This is a genomic window from Streptomyces sp. Root1304, from assembly GCF_001426405.1.
In the GTDB taxonomy this organism is placed as follows: domain Bacteria; phylum Actinomycetota; class Actinomycetes; order Streptomycetales; family Streptomycetaceae; genus Streptomyces.
On the sequence record NZ_LMEP01000003.1, the window covers coordinates 167,161 to 189,782 of the forward strand.

At 70.9% G+C, this 22,622-nt stretch carries 17 protein-coding genes; 6 read left to right on the forward strand and 11 right to left on the reverse strand.

Annotated features, from left to right (window positions below; genetic code table 11):
* Positions 1 to 279: 279 nt before the first annotated feature.
* The 8 genes from ASD33_RS07590 to kdpF (ASD33_RS07625) form a co-directional block, all read right to left on the reverse strand.
* Positions 280 to 2,823 (reverse strand): sensor histidine kinase KdpD, encoded by a 2,544-nt coding sequence (locus ASD33_RS07590; RefSeq protein WP_056555424.1) that lies wholly within the window; start codon positions 2,821 to 2,823, stop codon positions 280 to 282.
* A 44-nt stretch (positions 2,824 to 2,867) separates the two neighbouring features.
* Entirely contained in the window at positions 2,868 to 3,554 is a 687-nt protein-coding gene (locus tag ASD33_RS07595) for a response regulator (protein WP_056555427.1), read from the reverse strand.
* A 100-nt stretch (positions 3,555 to 3,654) separates the two neighbouring features.
* Entirely contained in the window at positions 3,655 to 4,326 is a 672-nt protein-coding gene (locus tag ASD33_RS07600) for a potassium-transporting ATPase subunit C (RefSeq protein ID WP_056555430.1), read from the reverse strand.
* Positions 4,327 to 4,332: 6 nt separating this feature from the next.
* Entirely contained in the window at positions 4,333 to 6,444 is a 2,112-nt protein-coding gene (gene kdpB, locus ASD33_RS07605; protein WP_199863474.1) for a potassium-transporting ATPase subunit KdpB, read from the reverse strand.
* A 29-nt stretch (positions 6,445 to 6,473) separates the two neighbouring features.
* Positions 6,474 to 8,138, reverse strand: a complete 1,665-nt coding sequence (gene kdpA / locus ASD33_RS07610) for a potassium-transporting ATPase subunit KdpA (protein ID WP_056555436.1) — start codon at positions 8,136 to 8,138, stop codon at positions 6,474 to 6,476.
* 8 nt (positions 8,139 to 8,146) lie between these two features.
* Complete coding sequence (kdpF, locus tag ASD33_RS07615; RefSeq protein ID WP_033204243.1) at positions 8,147 to 8,236, reverse strand: K(+)-transporting ATPase subunit F; 90 nt, start codon at positions 8,234 to 8,236, stop codon at positions 8,147 to 8,149.
* Between the two features lie 272 nt (positions 8,237 to 8,508).
* Complete coding sequence (locus tag ASD33_RS07620; protein WP_079044638.1) at positions 8,509 to 11,073, reverse strand: ATP-binding protein; 2,565 nt, start codon at positions 11,071 to 11,073, stop codon at positions 8,509 to 8,511.
* Positions 11,070 to 11,159, reverse strand: a complete 90-nt coding sequence (kdpF, locus tag ASD33_RS07625; RefSeq protein ID WP_037878462.1) for a K(+)-transporting ATPase subunit F — start codon at positions 11,157 to 11,159, stop codon at positions 11,070 to 11,072. The genes ASD33_RS07620 and kdpF (ASD33_RS07625) overlap by 4 nt, the downstream gene beginning before the upstream one ends.
* Before the next feature lie 1,074 nt (positions 11,160 to 12,233).
* Here kdpF (ASD33_RS07625) and kdpB (ASD33_RS07630) point away from each other — a divergent pair.
* The 4 genes from kdpB (ASD33_RS07630) to ASD33_RS07645 all read left to right on the forward strand — a co-directional run bounded on the left by kdpB (ASD33_RS07630) (position 12,234) and on the right by ASD33_RS07645 (position 16,879).
* Positions 12,234 to 14,273 (forward strand): potassium-transporting ATPase subunit KdpB, encoded by a 2,040-nt coding sequence (gene kdpB / locus ASD33_RS07630; RefSeq protein ID WP_242426859.1) that lies wholly within the window; start codon positions 12,234 to 12,236, stop codon positions 14,271 to 14,273.
* A gap of 263 nt (positions 14,274 to 14,536) precedes the next feature.
* A complete protein-coding gene (locus ASD33_RS07635; RefSeq protein WP_056555443.1) occupies positions 14,537 to 15,346 on the forward strand; it encodes an SDR family NAD(P)-dependent oxidoreductase in 810 nt (269 codons plus the stop codon).
* Positions 15,347 to 15,505: 159 nt separating this feature from the next.
* Positions 15,506 to 16,294 carry a GNAT family N-acetyltransferase gene (locus ASD33_RS07640; RefSeq protein ID WP_347232260.1) on the forward strand — a complete coding sequence of 263 codons (789 nt, stop codon included), beginning with the start codon at positions 15,506 to 15,508 and terminating at the stop codon, positions 16,292 to 16,294.
* 54 nt (positions 16,295 to 16,348) lie between these two features.
* Positions 16,349 to 16,879: a hypothetical protein gene (locus ASD33_RS07645; protein ID WP_056555446.1), complete on the forward strand. Its 531-nt coding sequence runs from the start codon at positions 16,349 to 16,351 to the stop codon at positions 16,877 to 16,879.
* On the opposite strand, the gene ASD33_RS07650 is transcribed toward ASD33_RS07645, so the two are convergent.
* On the reverse strand, positions 16,826 to 17,626 hold the full coding sequence (locus tag ASD33_RS07650) for a DUF4118 domain-containing protein (protein ID WP_079044631.1): 801 nt from the start codon (positions 17,624 to 17,626) through the stop codon (positions 16,826 to 16,828). The two genes, ASD33_RS07645 and ASD33_RS07650, sit on opposite strands and share 54 nt — an antisense overlap.
* A gap of 205 nt (positions 17,627 to 17,831) precedes the next feature.
* Here ASD33_RS07650 and ASD33_RS07655 point away from each other — a divergent pair, with 205 nt between their 5' ends.
* Positions 17,832 to 19,787, forward strand: coding sequence for an APC family permease (locus tag ASD33_RS07655; RefSeq protein WP_056555449.1), 1,956 nt, complete (start codon positions 17,832 to 17,834; stop codon positions 19,785 to 19,787).
* A gap of 115 nt (positions 19,788 to 19,902) precedes the next feature.
* Here ASD33_RS07655 and ASD33_RS07660 read toward each other — a convergent pair whose 3' ends face one another.
* Complete coding sequence (locus tag ASD33_RS07660; protein WP_056555452.1) at positions 19,903 to 21,741, reverse strand: APC family permease; 1,839 nt, start codon at positions 21,739 to 21,741, stop codon at positions 19,903 to 19,905.
* Between the two features lie 208 nt (positions 21,742 to 21,949).
* On the opposite strand from ASD33_RS07660, the gene ASD33_RS34890 reads away from it, so the two are divergent.
* Positions 21,950 to 22,132, forward strand: a complete 183-nt coding sequence (locus tag ASD33_RS34890) for a hypothetical protein (protein WP_107049206.1) — start codon at positions 21,950 to 21,952, stop codon at positions 22,130 to 22,132.
* Positions 22,133 to 22,476: 344 nt separating this feature from the next.
* Here the strand turns inward: ASD33_RS34890 and ASD33_RS36745 are convergent, their stop codons facing one another.
* Positions 22,477 to 22,602, reverse strand: coding sequence for a hypothetical protein (locus tag ASD33_RS36745; RefSeq protein WP_277922081.1), 126 nt, complete (start codon positions 22,600 to 22,602; stop codon positions 22,477 to 22,479).
* Between the last annotated feature and the right edge of the window lie 20 nt (positions 22,603 to 22,622).

The window sequence follows — 22,622 nt, forward strand, 5'->3', positions numbered from 1 at the left end:
GGCAGGAAGGCGGGTCGCCCGTCCTGCTGGCGCTGGAGGCACGTGACGACGTCGGCAACGAGTACACCGACTGGGGGCGGTGCGTACGGCTCGAGCGAGGACGGCGGTCACACGGACGGCGCGGATCACCGGGCGGCCGGCCGTCGCCCCGTCCGCGCGCGTCCTCACGGTCCGCCTCACGTTCCTGCGGGAAGGGCGGGAGTACCCCTGCGACCTGCCGCTTGAGGTGCCGGGCGCCCGCCCGGACTCCTACTGACACGGTCAGGTCCGCCACCGGCCTCAGGTCGTCTTCTCCCGGGAGACTCCTGTGCTCGACGGAGGGAGGCCGTCCGCCGTAGGCAGGCCGAGCACCATGGTCAGTCCGCCCCCTGGGGTGTCCTCCGCCGTCACCGTGCCGCCCATCGCCTCCAGGAAGCCGCGCGCCACGGCGAGGCCGAGGCCGACGCCCTCGCCGCGCGGAGCGTCCCCGTACCGCTGGAAGGCCCCGAAGATGCGGTCCTTGGCCTCGTCGGGGACGCCGGGACCGCGGTCGACGACACGGAGTTCGACACGATCGGCGAGGGCGCTCGCCGCGACGAGGACCGGTTCTTCGGGCGGGCTGTACTTGACGGCGTTCTCGACGATGTTGGCGACGGCCCGCTCCAGCAGTCCGCGGTCGACCGCGACCATCGGAAGCGTCTCGGGGATGTCCAGTTCGACGCTGTCCTCGGGAACGCCGAGGAGCGCCATCGGGACGACCTCGTCGAGGTCGGTCTCCCTGATCACGGCCGTGACGGTGCCGGTCTCCAGGCGGGACACGTCGAGGAGATTGCCGACGAGGTGGTCCAGCCGGTCGGCGCCGTCCTCGATGGTCCCGAGGAGTTCCGCCCGGTCCTCGTCCGACCACTCCACGTCGTCCGCCCGCAGGGAGGAGACCGACGCCTTGATGCCGGCGAGCGGAGTACGCAGATCGTGGCTGACCGCGGCGAGGAGTGAGGTGCGGATCTTGTTGCCCTCGGCGAGCCTGCGGGCTTCCTCCGCCTGGTCCACGAGGCGTTGGCGGTCGAGGACGACGGCGGCCTGGGCGGCGAAGGCGCCGAGGACGCGCCGGTCCTCGGCCGGCAGCACGCGGCCGGCCAGGGCGAGGGTCAAGTGGTCGCCGACGGGCATGTCCACGTCGGCGTCTTCGGGGCGTCCGATGGTGGGGTGGCCGACGGCGGTGACGCACGACCACGGTTCGGTGTCCTCGCCGCGTTCCAGGAGCGCCACCGATTCCATGGAGAAGGTCTCCCGGAGCCGTTCGAGCAGGGCATCAAGACTGGTCTCGCCGCGCAGGACGCTGCCCGCGAGGAAGGATAGCGTCTCCGCCTCCGCCCGCAGCCGGGCCGCCTGATGGGTACGGCGGGCGGCGACGTCCACGACCGAGGCGACCGAGATCGCGACTCCGACGAAGATCACCAAGGCGACGATGTTGCGCGGGTCGGCGATCGTGAGCTGGTGGAGCGGCGGGGTGAAGTACCAGTTGAGCAGGAGCGATCCGACGGCCGCGGACGCCAGGGCGGGTCTGAGGCCGCCGAGGAGGGCCGCGGCCACGGTCAGGGTCAGGAAGAGCAGGACGTCGTTGGCCAGGCCGACGTCGGGCAGGGCGCTGCTCAGCAGGAGGGTGAGCAGGACGGGCCCGGCGAGGCCGACGGCCCAGCCCCACAGGGTGCGGGACCGGCCGAGCCGCGTCCGGCCGGCGGTGGGGAGGCCGCGGCCCTTGGCGGCTTCGTCGTGGGTGACGATGTGGACGTCGAGGTCGGGGCCGGAGTCGCGGGCGACGGTGGCGCTGACGCCGGGCCCGAAGGCGTACTGCCAGGTCCGGCGGCGGCTGACGCCGAGGACGATCTGGGTGGCGTTGACGCCTCGGGCGAATTCGAGCAGCCCGGTGGGGACGTCGTCGCCGACGACGTGGTGGAAGGTGCCGCCGAGGTCTTCGACAAGCGTGCGCTGGACCGCCAGTTCCTTCGGTGAGGCGGCGGTGAGGCCGTCGCTGCGGGAAATGTAGACGGCGAGGACCTCGCCGCCTGCGCCCTTCTCCGCGAGGCGGACGGCTCGCCGGATGAGGGTGCGTCCCTCGGGGCCTCCGGTGAGGCCGACGACGATCCGCTCACGGGAGCCCCAGATCTTCGAGACCCGGTGCTCGGTCCGGTACTCCTGAAGGTACTCGTCGACCCGGTCCGCGGTCCACAGGAGGGCGAGTTCCCGCAGGGCGGTGAGGTTTCCGGGGCGGAAGTAGTTGGACAGGGCGGCGTCGACCTTGTCCGGCTTGTAGACGTTGCCGTGGGCCATCCGCCGCCGCAGGGCCTGCGGGGACATGTCGACGAGCTCGATCTGGTCGGCCCGGCGGACAACCTCGTCGGGGACGGTCTCCTTCTGCCGTACGCCGGTGATCGACTCGACGACGTCCCCGAGGGACTCCAGGTGCTGGATGTTGACCGCGGATATGACGTCGATGCCCGCCGCGAGGAGCTCCTCGACGTCCTGCCAGCGCTTGGCGTTGCGGGAGCCGGGAACGTTGGTGTGCGCGAGCTCGTCGACGAGCGCGACGGCCGGACGGCGGGCGAGGACCGCGTCGACGTCCATCTCGGTGAAGACGGTGTCCCGGTACGCGATCTCCTTGCGCGGCACTGTCTCCAGGCCGTGCAGCATGACCTCCGTACGCGGTCGGTGGTGGTGTTCGACGAAGGCGACGACGCAGTCGGTGCCGCGTTCGACCCGGCGGTGGGCCTCCGAGAGCATCGCGTACGTCTTGCCGACGCCGGGTGCCGCGCCGAGGTAGATGCGGAACTTTCCACGTCCCATGGTGATGTGCGCTGCCGTTCTCGTGCGGTGGTGTCCGGAGGGGGTCAGGGTTCGAAGCGGTAGCCCATGCCGGGCTCGGTGACGAGGTGACGGGGGTGCGCCGGGTCCGATTCCAGCTTGCGCCGGAGCTGGGCCATGTACACCCGGAGGTAGTTGGTCTTGGTGCCGGAGCTGGGCCCCCAGACCTCGGTAAGAAGGCGCCTCTGGCTGATGAGAACGCCCGGGTTGCAGACGAGGATCTCCAGGAGGTGCCACTCGGTCGGCGTCAGCCGTACGTCACGGTCCTGCCGTCGGACCTTCTTGGCCACGAGGTCGACCGTGAACGACTCGGCCGTGACCAGACTCGTCGTGAGCGGTCGGGTGGACGCCTCTTCGGTACGCCGGGTCGCCGCCCGCACGCGGGCGAGCAGCTCGTCCATGCTGAACGGTTTCGTCATGTAGTCGTCGGCGCCGGAGTCGAGCGCTCGGACCTTGTCCTCGGAACCGCTGCGCGCGGAGAGCACGAGCACCGGGGCCCTGCTCCATCCCCGGAGTGCCTTGATGACGTCGACCCCGTCCATGTCGGGCAGGCCGAGGTCGAGCAGGATCATGTCCGGACGCTCCGAGGCCACCAGGCGCAGCGCCGTGGCGCCGTCGGGTGCGGCGTCCACGGAGTACTTCCGCGCCTGCAGGTTGATCACCAGTGCGCGTGCGAGCTGCGCGTCGTCCTCGACGACCAGCACCCGGGTCATCGGTGCTGCCCCTCCTGTCGTGGTTCGGTGTGCGGCGGAAGCCGGCGGGCCGTGGATCGTCCATGGCCGCGCCGGCTCCGCTGTCGTTCGGTTAAGCCCATCAGCCCTTGGCCACCAGGTCCTTGAGTGCGATGTTGAGCTTCAGGACATTGACGCGGGGTTCGCCGATGAAGCCGAGGATCCGGTCGTCGGTGTGGTCGGCGACCAGCTTCTCGACCGTCGCGACGTCGAGTTTGTTGCGTTCGGCGACGCGGTGGACCTGAAGCTTCGCGTACTCCGGGGAGATGTGCGGGTCCAGTCCGGAGCCCGAGGAGGTGACGGCCTCGGCGGGCACGTCGGAGGGCTTCACCTTGTAGCTGTCCGTGGAGTTGTCCTTGACCACGGCGGCCTTGGCGTCCTTGACCCACTGGATCAGGTCGGCGTTGTCGCCGGAGCGGTTCGTGGCGCCGGAGAGGATGATCGAGTACTGGGTGTTGACGCTGTTGGTGCCGAGGCCGTTGGACGGGCGGGGCTGGAACCAGCGCAGGTCGGGGGCCGGGGTCTCCTCTCCGTCCTTCAGGGGCAGGGTGTAGGTCTGGCCGATGAGTTCGGAGCCGACGACCTTCCCGCTCGCGTCCTCGATCTCGGAGCCGTTGGCCTTGCCGGGCATGGCGAGTTGGGCGATGCCGGTGACGGCGAGCGGGTAGAGGACGCCACAGAGGACGGTGAGGACGAGGAGGGCGCGCAGGCCCGCCCACAGCACTCGGCCGGTGTTCGCTGCTGAGTTGTTCATCGTGGGTCAGCCGATTCCGGGGATGAGGGAGATGAGCAGGTCGATGATCTTGATGCCGATGAACGGGGCGATCAGGCCGCCGAGTCCGTACAGGCCGAGGTTGCGCCGGAGCATCGAGTCGGCACTGGACGGCCGGTAGCGCACGCCCTTCAACGCCAGCGGGACGAGGGCGACGATGATCAGCGCGTTGAAGATCACGGCGGAGAGGATCGCGGACTCCGGCGAGGCCAGGCCCATGATGTTGAGCTTGTCCAGCGACGGGTAGGCGACGGCGAACATCGCGGGGATGATCGCGAAGTACTTCGCGACATCGTTGGCGATGGAGAAGGTGGTCAGGGCTCCCCGGGTGATGAGGAGTTGCTTGCCGATCTCGACGATCTCGATGAGCTTGGTCGGGTTGGAGTCGAGGTCGACCATGTTGCCGGCCTCCTTCGCGGCCGACGTGCCCGTGTTCATCGCCACGCCGACGTCCGCCTGCGCGAGCGCGGGAGCGTCGTTCGTGCCGTCACCGGTCATCGCCACGAGCTTGCCGCCGGCCTGCTCGCGCTTGATGAGGGCCATCTTGTCCTCGGGCGTGGCCTCGGCGAGGAAGTCGTCGACGCCCGCCTCCTCGGCGATGGCCTTCGCGGTGAGCGGGTTGTCACCGGTGATCATGATGGTCTTGATGCCCATGCGGCGCAGTTCGTCGAACCGCTCCCGCATGCCCTCCTTGACGACGTCCTTGAGGTGGATGACGCCGAGAACCCTGGCACCCTTGTCGTCGTGCACAGCCACGAGCAGCGGCGTGCCGCCGGCCTGCGAGATCCGGTCCGTGAGCGCCTGCGCGTCCTCGGCGACCGTACCGCCCTGCTCCTGCACCCACGCGACGACCGAACCGGTCGCTCCCTTGCGCACCTTGCGTCCGTCCACGTCCACGCCCGACATGCGGGTCTGGGCGGTGAACTCGATCCACTCGGCGCCGGGCAGTTCGCCCTGGTGGCGTTCGCGCAGGCCGTACTTCTCCTTGGCAAGGACGACGATCGAGCGGCCTTCGGGCGTCTCGTCCGCGAGGGAGGAGAGCTGGGCGGCGTCGGCCACCCCGGCCTCGGTGGTTCCGCGCACGGGGACGAACTCCGACGCCTGGCGGTTGCCGAGGGTGATGGTGCCGGTCTTGTCGAGCAGCAGCGTCGAGACGTCGCCGGCGGCTTCGACCGCGCGGCCGGACATGGCGAGGACGTTGCGCTGGACCAGCCGGTCCATGCCGGCGATGCCGATCGCGGAGAGCAGCGCGCCGATCGTCGTCGGGATCAGGCAGACCAGGAGCGCGGTGAGGACGATGAGGGAGGTCTGCTCGTCGGCCCCGGCGTAGATCGCGAACGGCTTCAGTGTCACGACCGCAAGCAGGAAGACGATGGTGAGGGACGCCAGCAAGATGTTGAGGGCGATCTCGTTGGGGGTCTTCTGCCGGGCGGCGCCCTCGACCAGGTTGATCATCCTGTCGATGAAGGTCTCGCCGGGCTTCGTCGTGATCTTGATGACGATGCGGTCGGAGAGCACCTTCGTGCCGCCCGTGACCGCGCACCGGTCGCCGCCGGACTCGCGGATCACGGGCGCCGACTCGCCGGTGATGGCCGACTCGTCAACGCTCGCGACGCCCTCGACGACGTCACCGTCGCCGGGGATGACGTCACCGGCCTCGCAGACCACCAGGTCTCCGACGCGCAGATCGGTACCGGCGACCTCTTCCTCACCCTGGCCTTCCGTGGTCAGACGGCGGGCGACGGTGTCGGTCTTGGCCTTGCGCAGGGTGTCGGCCTGCGCCTTGCCCCGGCCCTCCGCGACCGCCTCGGCGAGGTTGGCGAAGACCGTGGTCAGCCACAGCCAGACGGTGATCGCCCAGCCGAACCAGTCCCCCGGGGTCCTCACCGCGAGGACGGTGGTGACGACGGAGCCGACCAGCACCACGAACATGACCGGCGACTTGATCATCACCCGCGGGTCGAGCTTGCGGAGCGCGTCCGGGAAAGACGCGATCAACTGCTTCGGATCGAAGAGGCCGCCGCCGACCCGGCCGGCCGACGGGTGCCCGCCGGACAGGTCGCCGTGTGGTGCTTTCGTCGAGGGGACGGAGGTGGACATGTCGTCCTCGTGCTTCTTGACGTCGATGGTCATGCCGCGAGCCCTTCGGCGAGCGGTCCAAGGGCGAGGGCCGGGAAGTAGGTGAGACCAGTGATGATCATGATCGTGCCGACCAGGAGGCCGGTGAACAGCGGCTTCTCGGTACGGAGGGTGCCCGCGGTCTCGGGGACGGGCTTTTGCTCGGCCAGCGAGCCGGCGAGGGCGAGGACGAACACCATCGGAAGGAACCGGCCGAGCAGCATCGCGATGCCGATGGTCGAGTTGAACCACTGGGTGTCCGCGTTCAGTCCGGCGAAGGCGGAGCCGTTGTTGTTGGCGCCGGAGGTGTAGGCGTAGAGGATCTCGGAGAAGCCGTGCGCGCCGGAGTTGGTCATGGAGTTCGCCGGGGTGTCCAGCACGAACGAGGCGGCGGTGAAGCAGAGGACGAGGGCCGGGGTGACCAGGATGTAGCAGGCCGCGAACTTGATCTCGCGGGTGCCGATCTTCTTGCCCAGGTACTCCGGGGTGCGGCCGACCATCAGGCCCGCGATGAACACCGCGATGATCGCCATGATCAGCATGCCGTAGAGGCCGGAGCCGACGCCGCCGGGCGCGATCTCGCCGAGCTGCATGCCCAGCAGATTGATTCCACCGCCGAAGCCGGTGTTCGACGAGTGGAAGGAGTTCACCGCGCCGGTCGAGGTCAGCGTGGTGGCAACCGAGAAGATCGCGGACGCGCCGATGCCGAACCGGGTCTCCTTGCCCTCCATCGCCCCGCTGGCCAGCTCGAACGCCGGGCCGTTGCCCGCGAACTCGGTCCACATCATCAGCGCGGTGAACCCGATCCAGATCACCGCCATCGTGCCGAGGATCGCGTACCCCTGCCGGAGTGAGCCGACCATCCGGCCGAAGGTCCGCGTCAGCGCGAAGGGGATGACGAGGATCAGATAGATCTCGAAGAGGTTCGACAGCCCGTTGGGGTTCTCGAAGGGGTGGGCGGAGTTGGCGTTGAAGTAGCCGCCGCCGTTCGTGCCCAGCTCCTTGATGACCTCCTGGGAGGCCACCGCGCCGCCGTTCCACTGCTGGGTGCCGCCGCCGAACTGGCCGACCTCGTGGATGCCGGAGAAGTTCTGGATCGCGCCGCACGCGACGAGGACGAGGGCGCCGATCACGGAGATCGGGAGCAGGATGCGGACGACTCCTCGGACCAGGTCGGCCCAGAAGTTGCCCAGCTCACCGGAGCGCGAGCGGGCGAAGCCGCGGACGAGGGCGACCGCGACGGCCATGCCGACCGCCGCCGACACGAAGTTCTGCACCGCCAGGCCGCCGGTCTGCACGACGTGCCCCATGGCCTGCTCGCCGTAGTACGACTGCCAGTTGGTGTTCGCCACGAACGACGCGGCCGTGTTGAACGCCTGGTCCGGGTCGATCGACACGAAGCCGAGCGAGCCGGGCAGGGAACCCTGCACCCGCTGGAGCAGGTACAGGAAGAGGACGCTCACGGCGGAGAAGGCGAGGACCCCGCGCAGGTAGGCGGGCCAGCGCATCTCGACCGACGGGTTCGCGCCGATCGCCTTGTAGATCCACTTCTCGGGCCGGAGGTGCTTCTCCGAGGAGTAGACGCGCGCCATGTGGTCGCCCAGCGGCCGGTACGACAGGCCGAGCGCGGCGACGAGCGCCAGGAGCTGGAGGACTCCAGCCAGGACAGGACTCATCTCGGGGCTCAGAACCTCTCCGGCTTGACCAGCGCGAGGACGAGGTATCCCAGCAGGGCGGCGGCGACGAGCAGACCGACGATGTTCTCGGCACTCACAGCTTCGCCACCCCCTTGGCGATGAACGCCACCAGCGCGAAGACCGCGATCGTGGTGACGACGAAGGCCACGTCGGCCATCGTGAACTCCCGGAAGAAGGAAGAGCGGATTCTCTGACGAGATGAGGAAACAGCCTTTTCGGCCGCTCTCCGTCGTCGTTGACGCCGCTCTAACGTCCTTGACGCCGCTCTTGACGCGTCCCCTACGCGACGGGCCCGCGACCGGCTCCCGTGCCCGGCTGGAGGGCATCGTTCGCTCGGCCCAGGCCGCTGTCAGGGCTCCGTAGGGACGGGGACACCCTGCGTCCGGGAGTACGCGCAGGGCAGCGTGACAACCATGGTCAGTCCTCCTCCGGGAGTGTCCTCCGGGGTGAGCGTGCCGCCCATCGCCTCGGTGAGCCCTCGGGCCAGGGCCAGGCCGAGGCCGACACCGGTGGTGTTGTCGGTGTCGCCGAGGCGTTGGAAGGGCTCGAACACGCGCTCACGGTCCGCCGGCGGCAGACCGGGGCCCCGGTCGACCACGCGCAGTTCGACGCGGCCGGCGAGCGTACTGGCTCCGAGGAGGACGGGGTGCTGGGGCGGGGAGTGGCGTACGGCGTTGGCGACGAGGTTGGCGACGACCCGTTCGAGGAGCGGAGGGTCGGCGAGGACGAGCGGTGCCTCTTCCAGTCCGCGGAGGGCCACCCGGCGTCCCGCGTCGTCCGGGAGGCCGTCCAAGGCCGCTGGGACGACCTCTTCCCAGGCCGTGGGGCGGAGGTCCAGGGTGAGGGCGCCCGCCTGGAGGCGGCTCATGTCGAGGAGGTTGTCGACGAGTCTGCTGAGCCGGGCCATGGACTCGTCCGCCGTGGCCAGCAGCTCCTCCTGTTCCTCCGGTGTGAAGTCCACGTCGGGGCTCCGCAGGGAGGCCACGGCTGCCCAGCCCGCGGCGAGCGGGGTCCGCAGGTCGTGGCTGACGGCGGCGAGGAGGGCGGTGCGCATCCGGTCCGCGGACTTCGCGGTCTCCGCCTCGGCCGCCGCCTCGGCGAGCCGGGCCCGTTCGACGGCGGCCATGAGATGGGCGGCGAACGCGTTGAGAACGCGGCGGTCGGTGGCCGGCAGGGTGCGGCCACGCAGGACGAGGTGGCTGCCGTCGCCCATCGTGACCTGGCTCGCGGTGGGGTCGTCCACGGGGTGGTCGGTCAGTTCGGCGGCATGGGCGGCGAAGGTCTCCCGGGTACGGGCGAGCAGGTCGGGCACAGTGTGTTCGCCCCTGACGACGGAGCCGGCGAGCGCCGAGAGGGTCTCGGCCTCGGCCGTGGCGCTCGCGGCTCTGCGCGACAGCCGCAGCGACCGGTCCACGACCGCGGCGACGGCACCCGCGACCACGACGAACACGCCGAGGGCGAGGACGCTGTCGGGGTCTTCGAAGGAGAACGCCCCTGTGGGCGGCACGAACCAATAGTTGAGCAGCAGGGAGGCCGTCACGGCCGCGACGAGCGCGGATCCGACGCCGCCGATGCAGGCCACACCGACCACGACCAGCAGGAAGAGCAGGGCCTCGCTGGTCAGGTCGACGCTGCCCCTGACCCGGTCGAGCAGCAGGGTGAGGAGGACAGGGAGGACGACACCTGCGAGGGGTCCGGCAATGCGCCGGGACAGCGGCAGGGTGCGTCGGCGCGAGGGGAGCAGGCGTCCCCGGCCCGCCCGCTCGTGGGTGACCATGTGCACGTCGATCCCGCCGGAGAGCGAGACGGTGGTCTCACCGATGCCGCGCCCGGTGAGGAAGCGTTCGAGACGGCAGCGTCTGCTCGTGCCGAGGATCAGCTGGGTGGCGTTCCCGGCCCGGGCGAAGTCCAGCAGCGCGGTCGGCACGTCCTCGCCGACGACCGTGTGGTAGCTGCCGCCAAGGCTCTCGACCAGGCACCGCTGCCGTGCGAGTGCCGTGGACGAGGCGCCCGCCGTGAGACCGTCGCCCCGCGCGACGTGCACGGCCGACAGCTCGCCGCGGGCCGAGCGGGCGGCGATCCGGGCGGCGCGCCGTATGAGGGTGTCGCCCTCCGGGCCGCCCGTCAGCCCGACGACCACGCGCTCCCGGGCTTCCCAGATCCCGCCGATGCCGTGGTCGGTGCGGTATTTACGCAGGGCGTCGTCGACCTGGTCGGCGACCCAGAGCAGGGCGAGTTCTCGCAGGGCGGTGAGGTTGCCGGGGCGGAACCAGCTGGCCAGGGCCGCGTTCACCATCTCCGGGGGGTGGATGTTCCCGTGTGCCATCCGCCGGCGCAGGTCCTCGGGATCCACGTCGACGAGGACGATCTGGTCGGCGCCGCGGACGAAGCCGTCCGGGACGCCGTCGCCAGGCGGTACCTCGGTGATCGTCTCGACGACGTCGCTCAGGGACTCCAGGTGCTGGACGTCGATGGTCGTCAGGACGTCGACGCCGGCCGAGAGGAGTTCCTCGACGTCCTGCCAGCGGCGGGCGTTGCGGTGACCGGGCGGGTTGGTGTGGGCCAGGTCGTCGACGAGGAGCAGGCCGGGGCGGCGGCGCAGTGCGGCGTCCAGGTCGAAGCCGCCATGACCGTCCGCGGGACGGCCGACGGCCGCGTCATCCTTGCGGTCCAGGAGTTCCAGGCCGTCGAGGAGTGCCTTGGTGTGCGGTCGGCCGCGGCAGTCGGCGGCGCCGACGACCACGTCCTTCCCCCGTGCCGCCCTGCGGTGGCCCTCGTCGAGCATCCGGTACGTCTTGCCGACGCCGGGCGCGGCACCGACGAGCACCTTGAGCCGCCCCCGGCGTCCGACGGGTGGGCCCGCCTGCGGGCGTCCGGCGAGCGACTCCGTCGCCGGACGCCCGGCACGGTTCAGAACTTCTCCGGGCGGATCAGCGCGGCCACCAGGTAACCGACGAGACTCAGGGCGACGACGAGACCGACAACGTTCTCGACACTCACGAAAGATCAACTCCCCATGGGGTACGGCCGAGGCCGGCACACGAAGGGCACCGGAACACGGTCGCCCACTGCCATCGAAGCCCGCACCGGGCGGCAGCCCGCCCACCTTGACGTCGTCCTGTCGACCACGCCCCGGAAGCTGACGGGGCCTTGACGCTTCCTGTACGGGCGGTTCACACGGCCGGGCGTGCATGCCCGCCGATCCGGGGTCTCGACGTCTCGGCATGGGAGGGGGAGGCTGTCGTACAGGAGAGCTCGTCCGGCCCGCGGCCACCCCCTGGCGCCGCGGGCCGGAACGTCCCTCTCGCCGGACGGTCCCGCTCGCTCGTACCGAGGTGTCGGTCCGGGCCGTCGGTCACGGACCATGCGCGCCGCCTCAGCGACGCGCCCCCTCACACCTCACACGCTCGAACGGTCGTCCGATCCCCCGTGAGGAGATCATCCTGTGCCACGACCTGACGGAGATCCGGCCCTCTTGACGCCGTTCTGACGCCAGGTCACCTCGCCTTGACGGGGCCTTGACGAACGCGTCCAACGGCTCGTAAGAGGCTCGTCAAAGCCTGCGTCGAGCGGGCTTCCCCCGGACGTCGAGCGTCTAGATTCATCCTCGGTCGCTCACCGGCCCAGGGACGTCAGTGGCCTGATCGTCCCGGCCGCGGGGGCACGGTACGCCCTCCCATCCGGCGTTCCGTGCCCCCGCGTCGCGACCGCGCTGCCCGTCCACAGCCGCACCACGGGTGCCGGATCCACACGGCCCGGCACCCGCAGGCGCGGGCCGGACAGTCCACTCCTCCGGGACTTCTTCCCGGGAGGGGCCCAGCCGTTTCTCCTCGGCCTCCGCCGCACGGCCGGCCGGGATCTTCCCGAAGGTCTTCCGCGATGCATTCCGCCGCGCCCCGACCGGCGCACCCTCCCGCCGGCCCGCCCTCTTCCGCCGGCCCGCATGTCCCTGCCGGTTCACCGTCTTCCGACGGACCGCCCTTCCCCGGCCCCTCGCCGGCCCCGCACCGCGATCCCGCCCCCCGCTTCCGTCCCGGGCGCCGGCGCGCAGGGCACGGCGGGCTCCTCGACCCCGTGCAGCTCGTGAAGTCGTTCCCCGAAGCCCTGCGCAAGCTGCACCCGCGCACCCTCGTCCGGAAGCCCGTGCTCTTCGTGGTGGCCGTCGGCTCGGCGCTGACCACGCTCTCGGCGCTGTTCGACCCCTCCGTGTTCACCTGGACGGTCAGCGTCTGGCTCTGGCTGACCGTGGTCTTCGCGAACCTGGCGGAGGCCGTCGCCGAGGGCCGGGGCCGCGCGCAGGCCGAGTCGCTGCGCAGAGCCCGAACGGACACGGTCGCGCTGCGGCTCACGCACTGGCGATACGGCACGGACGTCGACCGCGCGGCGACGGAGGCGGTGGCCGCGACCGACCTCAAGCAGTTCGACTTCGTCCTCGTCGAGGCGGGCGAGCTGATCCCGGCGGACGGGGACGTCGTCGCCGGGATCGCCTCGGTCGACGAGTCCGCCGTCACGGGCGAGTCCGCGCCCGTGATCCGGGAGGCGGGCGGCGACCGCTCCGGGGTCACCGGCGGGACGACGGTGCTCTCGGACCGGGTCGTCGTACGGGTCACCGCCCGGCCCGGCCACTCCTTCATGGACCGGATGATCGCCCTCATCGAGGGCGCGGAACGGCAGAAGACCCCGAACGAGATCGCCCTCAACATTCTCCTCTTCGCGCTGACCGTCGTCTTCGTCCTGGTGGTCGTCGCGCTGAAGCCGATGGCGGGGTACGCGGACGCCGCCCCGTCCACGACCGTGCTCGTCGCCCTCCTGGTGACCCTCATCCCCACGACGATCGGCGCGCTGCTCTCGGCGATCGGCATCGCGGGCATGGACCGGTTGGTGCAGCGCAACGTCCTCGCCATGTCCGGACGGGCGGTGGAGGCGGCCGGCGACGTGAACACCCTGCTGCTCGACAAGACCGGCACCATCACCCTCGGCAACCGCGAGGCCGCCGCCTTCATCCCGCTCCCCGGTGTCGAGCCCGCGCTCCTCGCCGACGCCGCCCAGCTCTCCTCCCTCGCCGACGAGACCCCCGAGGGCCGGTCCGTCGCCGCGCTCGCCCGGCGCCAGTACGGCCTGGAGGCGCCCGCCGAGCGCGAGTTGGCGAACCCCCGGTTCGTCGAGTTCAGCGCGCAGACGCGGATGAGCGGGCTCGACCTGCGCTGGGACGGCGGCGCCTGCCACATCCGCAAGGGGGCCGCGGCCCAGGTCGTGGCCTGGGTGGAGATGTACGGGGGCACGGTGCCGCCCGAGGCCCGCACGTGGTCCGACGCGATCGCTGACGCCGGCGGGACTCCCCTCCTGGTGGCGGTCCACGACGCCGACGGGCCCCGGGTCCTGGGGATCGTCCACCTCAAGGACGTCGTGAAGGACGGCATCAGGGAACGGTTCGCCGAGCTGCGCCGCATGGGGATCCGTACCGTCATGGTCACCGGCGACAACCCGCTCACGGCCCGGGCCATCGCCCACGAGGCCGGGGTCGACGACTTCCTCGCCGAGGCCACCCCCGAGGACAAGATGGCCCTCATCAAACGCGAGCAGGCCGGCGGCAAACTCGTCGCGATGACCGGCGACGGCACCAACGACGCCCCCGCGCTCGCCCAGGCCGACGTCGGCGTGGCGATGAACACCGGCACGTCGGCCGCCAAGGAGGCCGGCAACATGGTCGACCTCGACTCCAACCCGACCAAGCTCATCGAGATCGTCGAGATCGGCAAACAACTCCTCATCACCCGCGGAGCCCTGACCACCTTCTCCATCACGAACGACGTCGCGAAGTACTTCGCGATCATCCCCGCGATGTTCGCGGGCGCCCATCCCGGCCTCGAAGCCCTGAACATCATGGGACTGCACAGCCCGACCTCGGCGATCACCTCGGCGATCGTCTTCAACGCCCTGATCATCGTGGCCCTGATCCCGCTCGCCCTGCGCGGCGTCCGCTACACCCCGGCGTCCGCGCACGACCTGCTGCGCCGCAACCTGCTGGTGTACGGACTCGGCGGCCTCGCCCTCCCCTTCGTCGGCATCAAGGTCATCGACCTTCTCGTCTCGGCGATCCCCGGTCTCGGGTGAATTCCCGTCAGAAGGCCGTCAGGGAAAGCCCGTCCGGCTTGAGGACGGCCGGCCGCTCCGCTTCGATGGAACGCATGGACAGCACGTGGCTCCTGCTCGACCGGCCGCCCCATCGGGCGCCCCGTCGTGAGCCCCGCTGCCCGGAGACCGCAGCACTGCGCTGATCCTCTCCGGCTCGTCCCCGGGGCGTCGTGACCTCTTTCCGTCCGGCGCCCCTTCTTCGTACCCGTACACACACGACACCCGTAAGGGACTGACCAGTCATGTCCGTTTCCGACCTTTCCTCCCGCACCGTTCTGGTGACCGGCGCCACCTCCGGCATCGGCCACCAGACGGCCCGGCTCCTAGCCGAGCGCGGCGCCACCGTCCTCGTCCACGGCCGCACCACCGAGGAGGCGCACGCCGCCACCGACCGGCTGATCACCCTGGCCGACATCGACGAAACCCGCCTGCGCCCGCTCGGCGCGGACTTCACCCGCCTGGAGGAGGTCGAGCGCCTCGCGCACCGCGTCCTGGCCGAGCACCCGCGCCTCGACGTGCTCGTCAACAACGCCGGCATGGCCGCACCCGAACGCCACACCGTCACCGCCGACGGCAACGAGATCGCCTTCCAGGTCAACTTCCTCGCCCACTACCTCCTCACCCACCTCCTCGAACCCGCCCTCACCAGCGAGCCCGGCGGCCGTGTCGTCAACGTCTCCTCCGTGCTCCACCGCACCGGCTCGATCCAGTGGAACGACCCCAACCGCGTCCGCCGCTACTCCCGCCTCGCCGCCTACGCCCAGTCGCAGCTGGCCCTCACCGTCTTCGCCGCCGACCCGCGCGTCACCGCCGTCTCCGTCCACCCCGGCATCTGCGCCACCAGCCTCCTGCCCCTGTACGCGCACGAGGGCACCGCCCCGGCCGAGGGCGCCGCCCACGTCGTACGCCTCTGCGACCCGGCCACCGAGATCGTCAACGGCGCCTACTACGACCGCGACCAGTGCGTGACCCCGGCACCGGTCGCGACCGAGCCCCGCACGGTCAAGCGGCTCACGAAGCTCGCCGACCTCCTCGTCGGCCAGAGCGCCTGAAGAGGGGCCGGAACATGTCGAAGCGCGCCCGCAAGAAGAAGGCCCGCCGCAAGAAGAAGGCGAACCACGGCCGCAAGGCCGGCCAGAGCTGACCCAGCCGCCCGGGGCGGTCCACCAAGACGGCGGGCCGCCCCACACTCGTACCCGCGGAGGTTCCCCGTGCTGATCCCCCACCCCGCCCACCAGCCCCCGGCCTGCGCACGCTCCTTCCCCGTCGGCGCGCCCGGCACGGCGACGCTGGCCGAGCACGTCCTCACCACCGGTCACGGCACCTGGTGGACCGACCGGCCCGTCCGGCCCCGTGCCGTCGCCGTCACCAGCGGACGCCACGCCCTCCTGGCCGGCGACCCGACCGCCCTCGCCCCGGCCGACCTGTCCCCGCTGGCCGGTCACCGCATCGAGGCGGCCGCCCGTTTCCTGCCCGTCCTCACAGCCGCCTTCGACCTCCTCCAGCCGTGGGACCGCATGCTCTACCTCCACCAGACCGATCCGGCCACCCCCCGCCTCCCCCGCGGCACGGTCGTCCGCCGCCTGCGTACGGAAGACGGTCCGGCGCTCGCCGCCGCCGGTCTCGCCCTCGGCTGGACTTTCGCGACATGGGGCGGCGCCGAGGGACTCGCCCGGTCCGGACACGGCTGGGCCGCCTTCCGCAAGGGCCGCGTCCTGGCCGTGGCCTGCGCGCGGTTCACAGGCAGCCGGTACGAGGACGTGGCCTGCGCAACCGACCCCGGCGCGCGGCGACAGCACCTCGCCCTCGCCTGCGTCACGGGTCTGACCGCCGACATCGCCGCCCGCGGCCGGACCGCCACCTGGAGCTGTTCCCGCGAGAACCGGGCCAGCCGCCTGCTCGCGTGGACGGCCGGCTTCCGACTCCACCGCGAGTACGTCCACCACACCACCGGACCGGCCACCGTCAGCGGCACGTCAAATCTGCGGGCCGCCGCGTAAACAGCGCGTAGCCTCAGCCGGACGCGTACCGCCCGTGGTCCTAGCGTCAGCGGCATGCAGCCCCCGTTCCCCTCCCCCCGCCCCTCCTCCGACGTGCTGCACGACGCCGGATGGCCCGGTGAGGCCCGGGCCGCCCTCATCTGCTCGGGCCTCCTGCTCGGCGTCGCGCTGATCGTCGACGCCGGTGTCCACGGCCCGACCCTGCTCGGGAGTCTGGGCTGCATCGCCCTGTCCGCGCTCCTGCTGGTGGTCCTGCTGCCCGCCCGGGTGAGCGCGGCCCCGGGCCTGCTGACGGTCCAGGGGCTGTGGGCCACCAGGACCGTGCGCACCGACCGGCTCGCGGCGGCCGTCTGGCCGGCGGACACAGCAGGGCGCCTCTCCCTGCGGGACGAGGACGGAGGACGGGCCGAGATCGATCTCCGCGTCCTGCTCGTCAACCCCGCCCTGTGGCTGCGGCTCGAAGCCGACGCCCGCGCCTCCCGCGAGCGCGGCACCCTGGACCACGGCTCGGCCGACCTCGCGCGGCTCGCCCTACACGTCCACGCCGAGACGGCCCGGTCCGTCCTCAAGATCTCCGGTCTGTGACGGCCGCTCGTCGCCTTCGAGCACGAGCGCGGCGAGGCCCGCCAGGTCGACGGCGACGAGCCGCGCCTCCGCCGAGGCCGGTACGGCCCCGTGCTCCGGCGTCAGGAGAAAGCGCCCCAGGACTCGGCCGCCCGCCACCGCCGGCAGCTCCATTTCACCTTCCGGCCACCCCTGCCGGTCCAGGTCCCAGATCCAGCCCTCCACGCGTACCGAACCGTCCGCCCTGAGGCGAGGCGGCGGGGTCCCGTCGGGCTCCACGGCGGTGGTGAACCGGCATTCCCGCAGCTCCAGGACCTCCACGAGGTCCCGCCTGATCCGGTCGACCAGCTCGGACGCCGTACCGCCGCCCGACAGCACCCGCCGGAACGTACGGTGCAGTCGCTCCAGTCGCTCCGCGTCGGTCACGGCGACCGACCCCATCACGCGAGCGCGGGCGGCGAGCTGGGAGACGACGAGGCCGACGAGGAGCAGCAGGACCGCCGTCTCGACGTCGGCCCGATCCTCGATGTGGAAGCTCTGGTAGGGCTCCGTATGGAAGAAGTCGAACCAGGCCGCCGCCGACAGTGCGGCCAGCGCTCCCGCCCACCGGTTGCCCAGGGCGGCGACGGCGACGACCACCACGACCAGCAGGAGCGCGAGGTTGGTCGGCGTGACGCTCGTACGCGACGGTACCAAGGCGAGAGCCGCCAGGAAGGGTGCGAGAACCGCAGCCGCCAGAGCGGCCGCGTCCCGGAACGGCATACGCATCGTCGGCCTCCGCAGTGGCCCCTCGCACGCACCTGGTACGTATCAAGGCTGCGGCCGATGTGAGGAAGGTGACGCCCTACCGGCGGATCTTGACGGTTCCCTGACGCGCCCGCCGGGTGTGCCTCCGCACATGCTGCTTACGCTGGCTCGGCCGCGCGACCAGCGGCCGAGAACCGATCATCGAGCAGACTTCAGGAGTACCCCCATGGCCACCACGGACGAGACGCGCGGCGGCAGGCTGCGCGCGTGGATGCTGGAGGGGCTGTCCGACATGGGCAAGGGCAAACCCTCGCGTCCGAAGGAAACGGATCCGGACGCCGGGCACAAGGGTCAGCCCTGGTGGCGGGTGATGTGCCTGACCGGCGTCGACTACTTCTCCACCCTCGGCTACCAGCCCGGCATCGCCGCCCTCGCCGCCGGCCTGCTCTCCCCCGTCGCGACGATCGTGCTCGTGATCGTCACGCTGGCCGGCGCGCTGCCGGTCTACCGGCGCGTGGCGGAGGAGTCCCCGCACGGGGAGGGCTCGATCGCGATGCTGTCGCGGCTGCTGTCGTTCTGGAAGGGCAAGCTGTTCGTCCTCACCCTGCTGGGCTTCGCGGCGACCGACTTCCTCATCACGATCACGCTGTCGGCGGCCGACGCCTCCACCCACCTGGTGGAGAACCCCCACTTGGAATCGGCGCTGCACGACAAGCAGGTGCTGATCACGATGATCCTGATCGCGCTGCTCGGCGCGGTCTTCCTCAAGGGGTTCCTGGAGGCGATCGGCGTCGCCGTGGCCCTGGTGGGCATCTACCTGGCGCTGAACGTGGTCGTCGTGGTCATGGGTCTGTGGCAGGTGATCACCGAGGGCCATGTCATCACCGACTGGACGGCGGCCCTCACCCAGGAACACGGCAACGTCTTTGTGATGATCGGCGTCGCGCTGATCGTCTTCCCCAAGCTCGCCCTCGGCCTGTCCGGCTTCGAGACCGGCGTCGCCGTCATGCCGCATGTGAAGGGCGACCCCGGCGACACAGAGGCGAGGCCCACCGGCCGCATCCGGGACACCAAGAAGCTCCTCACCACCGCCGCGCTGATCATGAGCGTCTTCCTGATCTGCACCAGTTTCATCACCACCGTCCTCATCCCCCACGAGGAGTTTGAGTCCGGTGGCAAAGCCAATGGTCGCGCGCTGGCCTACCTCGCCCATGAGTACCTGGGCAACGCCTTCGGCACCGTCTACGACGTCTCCACGATCCTCATCCTCTGGTTCGCGGGCGCCTCCGCCATGGCCGGCCTGCTCAACCTGATGCCGCGCTACCTGCCCAAGTACGGCATGGCCCCGCACTGGGCCCGGGCCGTGCGCCCCATGGTCATCGTCTTCACCCTCGTCGCCTTCCTGGTGACCTGGATCTTCGACGCCGACGTCGACGCCCAGGGCGGCGCCTACGCCACCGGCGTCCTCGTCCTGATCTGCTCGGCCGCCATCGCCGTCACCATCGCGGCCCGCAAGGCAGGGCAGCGCGGCTGGACGATCGGGTTCGGGATCATCTCCGTTGTCTTCCTCTACACGACGGTCGTCAACGTCATCGAGCGCCCGGACGGCGTGAAGATCGGCGCCTGCTTCATCGCCGGCATCATCCTCATCTCCCTCCTCTCCCGGCTCGGCCGCGCCTTCGAGCTGCGCGTCACCCACGTCGAACTCGACGACATGGCCGAGCGCTTCATCCGCGACATCGCCAGCCGAACCCCGCGGTTCATCGCCAACGAGCCGGACAACCGCGACGCGGAAGAGTACCGGGCGAAGAAGGACCAGATCCGCGCCGACAACGACCTGCCCGGCACCGAGGACTTCGTCTTCATCGAGGTGAAGATCACCGACCCGTCCGAGTTCGAGGCCGGCCTCACCGTCCGCGGCGAGGTCATGCACAACCGCTACCGCGTGCTCACCGTCGAGTCCTCCTCCGTCCCCAACGCCCTCGCGGCCCTCCTGCTCCACGCCCGGGACATGACCGGCGTCCGCCCGCACGTCTACTTCGAGTGGACCGAGGGCAACCCGTTCGCCAACTTCCTGCGATTCTTCCTCTTCGGTCAGGGCGAGATCGCCCCCGTCACCCGCGAGATCCTCCGCGAGGCCGAGTCCGACCGCGACCGCCGCCCCCGCGTCCACGTCGGCTGACCAGGCGGCCGCCCATTGGCCCTGGTGACGCGGCCCGTCCTGAACTCCCGTGGCGACGGGGGCCATATCCGGCGGCATGTCCGCGTCGGAGGCACGGCGGACACGATCAAGCCCGCTAACGATCCCGGAGCCGGAACCTCAGTCGGCAGATCACGGCGTCGGTGTCCCGGCGTACGGCGTGGGCGACGACGGCGCCGCGCTGGTTCTGGAGCAGTCGCTGCCACAGGCTCTCGGGTTCGGCCTCGGGAATCAGGACGGTGATACGGGTTCCTGGATCGGCGTCGCGCAGTGCGCGGACGTAGGCGCTGATGGGCCGGCCGAGCGAGCGGCGTTCGAACGGGAGCCGGACGAGCTGGACGCCCGGGTTCCACAGTGCCCAGTCACGCTCCAGGGCCTCGGTGGCCGCGAGGTCCTCGGGGTCCGGATGGCAGACGGTCACCGCGCGGACCTCGTCGCCGAGGGAGACCGCGGTGGTGAGGGCCTCGCTGGTGAGCCGGGTGAGCGAGGAGACGGGGACCAGGACCAGGGAGCGCTCACGATGCGGCGGCTCCGGGATCCTGCCCACGCCGAGGCGCTCGCCGATCCGCCCGTACGCGCGGTGGACGGTCTCGAAGGCGAGGACGAGCGCAGGCAGGGCGATCACGATCAGCCAGGCCCCGTCGTGGAACTTGGTGGCGGTGACGACGACCGCCGAGACACCGGTCAGAACGGCGCCGAGCCCGTTGAGGAGCGCTTTGCCCCACTGCCGGGTGGCCCGCCAGTGCAGGACCATGCCGGTCTGGGCGATCGTGAAGCCGACGAACACACCGATCGCGAAGAGCGGCACCAATGTGTTGGTGTCACCTCCGGAGAAGACCAGCAGCGCCGCCGACACCACCGCCAGCCACACCACGCCGTGCCGGTGCACCTGCCGGTCCGCCTTCAGGCCGAACACGTGCGGCGCGTAGTTGTCACGGGCCAGCAGCTTCAGTAGGACGGGCAGACCGCCGAAGGACGTGTTGGCCGAGAGCGCCAACAGCACCATGGTCGCGAACTGGACGACGTAGAAGGCCCCGTTGTGGCCGAGCGAGGCGTCGGTGAGCTGGGCGAGGACGGTGACGCCCTCCACCGGCTGGAGCCCGAAACGGGAGATCAGCACCGCAAGGCCGATCAGCATCACACCCAGCAGCCCGCCGAGCGCCACCTCCGCGCGCATCGCCCGGCGGGCGGCCGGTGCCCGGAAGGACGGCACCGCGTTGGCTATCGCCTCCACACCGGTCAGCGCGGAGCAGCCGGAGGCGAACGCCTTGAGGAGGAGCAGGGCGCCGACGGTGGTGGCGTTGTCGGCAAGGACGGAGGCGTGTCCGTCGGAGGCCGCGGTGGAGGCGGGAGCGTCGCGGAACAGGCCGACGGCGATCACGACGAGGATCGCTCCGACGAAGACGGCGGTGGGGACGATGAAGGCGCGGGCCGAGTCGACGATCCCGCGCAGGTTCACCGCCGTGATGAGCACCAGGACACCGAGGCAGATCACCAGCCGGTCGCCGTACAGGCCCGGGAAGGCGGACGTCAGCGCGGCCACGCCGGCGGTGACGGCCACGGCCACGTTCAGGACGTAGTCGAGGACCAGCGAACCGGCCGCAACCAGGCTCGTACGCCGCCCCAGGTGCGCCTTCGCCACGGCGTAGGAACCACCGCCGTCCGGGAACGCGGCGATGACCTGCCGGTACGAGAAGACCAGCACCGCGAGCAGCCCCGCGATGGCGAGCGTCACCGGCAGCGTGAACCCCAGCCCGTGCCCGCCGGCGGCCGCGAGGACCAGCACGATGGCCTCGGGCCCGTACGCCACCGACGCCATCGCGTCCAGGGACAGGGCCGCGAGCCCGGTGACAGCGGTCAGCTTGTGGCGCGCGCCGGTATCGGGCGGTTCCTCGGCGCCGGGTACGGCGCCCTTCTCAGCGGTCACGGTGATCATGCGGACGGACTCCTTCGGATCGGGCTCCGCTCAGCTTCCGCCCGCCTCCCGGCCCTGTCCGCCCTTCCTGGCGCGTTCTTGGCACCACCCCTCCTTCCCCTGACAACTCCTTGACGCCCGCCTCCACCCAGCACGGGGGCATCAGGGTGGTGTGAAGACTTCCCGGGCATCGGCAGTCCTGCCCGACCGCAGACCTACAGTGCGCCCCATGAGCCCACATGACGGACGCCTGCCCTCCGACCACCGCGTGCGCCGCCTCTCCCGCACGCTCTTCGTCGGCGCATCCCTCACGAGCGCCGTCGGGCTGGCCCTCGACAGCATGTGGCTGCTCGCCGTCGGCGCGTGGCAACTCATCGCAGCCGTCATCCTGGAACTGGTCTACCGCCCGTGACCACCAACATCACGGGGCTTCTTGGGGCGTCGGAAAAGCGTCGACGACAAGCCCGCGGGCCGGGCAGGAGCACTCCGGCCAACGCCTTGCGCTCACCCTCCCGGCGCTTCGGCGCTGCCCTACAGACGGTGACTCAGCATGCCTTTGACGGCGCCTCCGACGGGTCGACCTCGCCGTGCCACCACAGCCCGCCGCAACGGCACTCCTTGGGGAGAATCTGGGGAGTATCGACGGGCCTGGGGAGCGCGTGGGGAGGATCGGCCGCGTAACGCAGCACGATCCCGAAAGACGCTGAAAGATCTATCCGCGCAGGTCAGGGGTGGGCACAGCCGCATCGATGCAGGTCAGCGCCACCAGGTAGACAACTTCATGACGTATGTCCCGTAGTCGTCGGCCTCGACGATCCCGGGGAGCGAGCCGCCCTCACGCAGGGGCGTGACGTAGCGGGTCGCGACTACCTCTGTGAGCACTTTCCCAGGCCACCCATCTC

Coding starts and splice junctions, on each gene's coding strand:
- ASD33_RS07590 (WP_056555424.1), bottom strand. CDS start 2,823: ATGGGACGTGGAAAGTTCCGCATCTACCTCGGCGCGGCACCCGGCGTC.
- ASD33_RS07595 (WP_056555427.1), bottom strand. CDS start 3,554: ATGACCCGGGTGCTGGTCGTCGAGGACGACGCGCAGCTCGCACGCGCA.
- ASD33_RS07600 (WP_056555430.1), bottom strand. CDS start 4,326: ATGAACAACTCAGCAGCGAACACCGGCCGAGTGCTGTGGGCGGGCCTG.
- kdpB (WP_199863474.1), bottom strand. CDS start 6,444: ATGTCCACCTCCGTCCCCTCGACGAAAGCACCACACGGCGACCTGTCC.
- kdpA (WP_056555436.1), bottom strand. CDS start 8,138: ATGAGTCCTGTCCTGGCTGGAGTCCTCCAGCTCCTGGCGCTCGTCGCC.
- ASD33_RS07635 (WP_056555443.1), top strand. CDS start 14,537: ATGTCCGTTTCCGACCTTTCCTCCCGCACCGTTCTGGTGACCGGCGCC.
- ASD33_RS07645 (WP_056555446.1), top strand. CDS start 16,349: ATGCAGCCCCCGTTCCCCTCCCCCCGCCCCTCCTCCGACGTGCTGCAC.
- ASD33_RS07650 (WP_079044631.1), bottom strand. CDS start 17,626: ATGCGTATGCCGTTCCGGGACGCGGCCGCTCTGGCGGCTGCGGTTCTC.
- ASD33_RS07655 (WP_056555449.1), top strand. CDS start 17,832: ATGGCCACCACGGACGAGACGCGCGGCGGCAGGCTGCGCGCGTGGATG.
- ASD33_RS07660 (WP_056555452.1), bottom strand. CDS start 21,741: ATGATCACCGTGACCGCTGAGAAGGGCGCCGTACCCGGCGCCGAGGAA.
- ASD33_RS34890 (WP_107049206.1), top strand. CDS start 21,950: ATGAGCCCACATGACGGACGCCTGCCCTCCGACCACCGCGTGCGCCGC.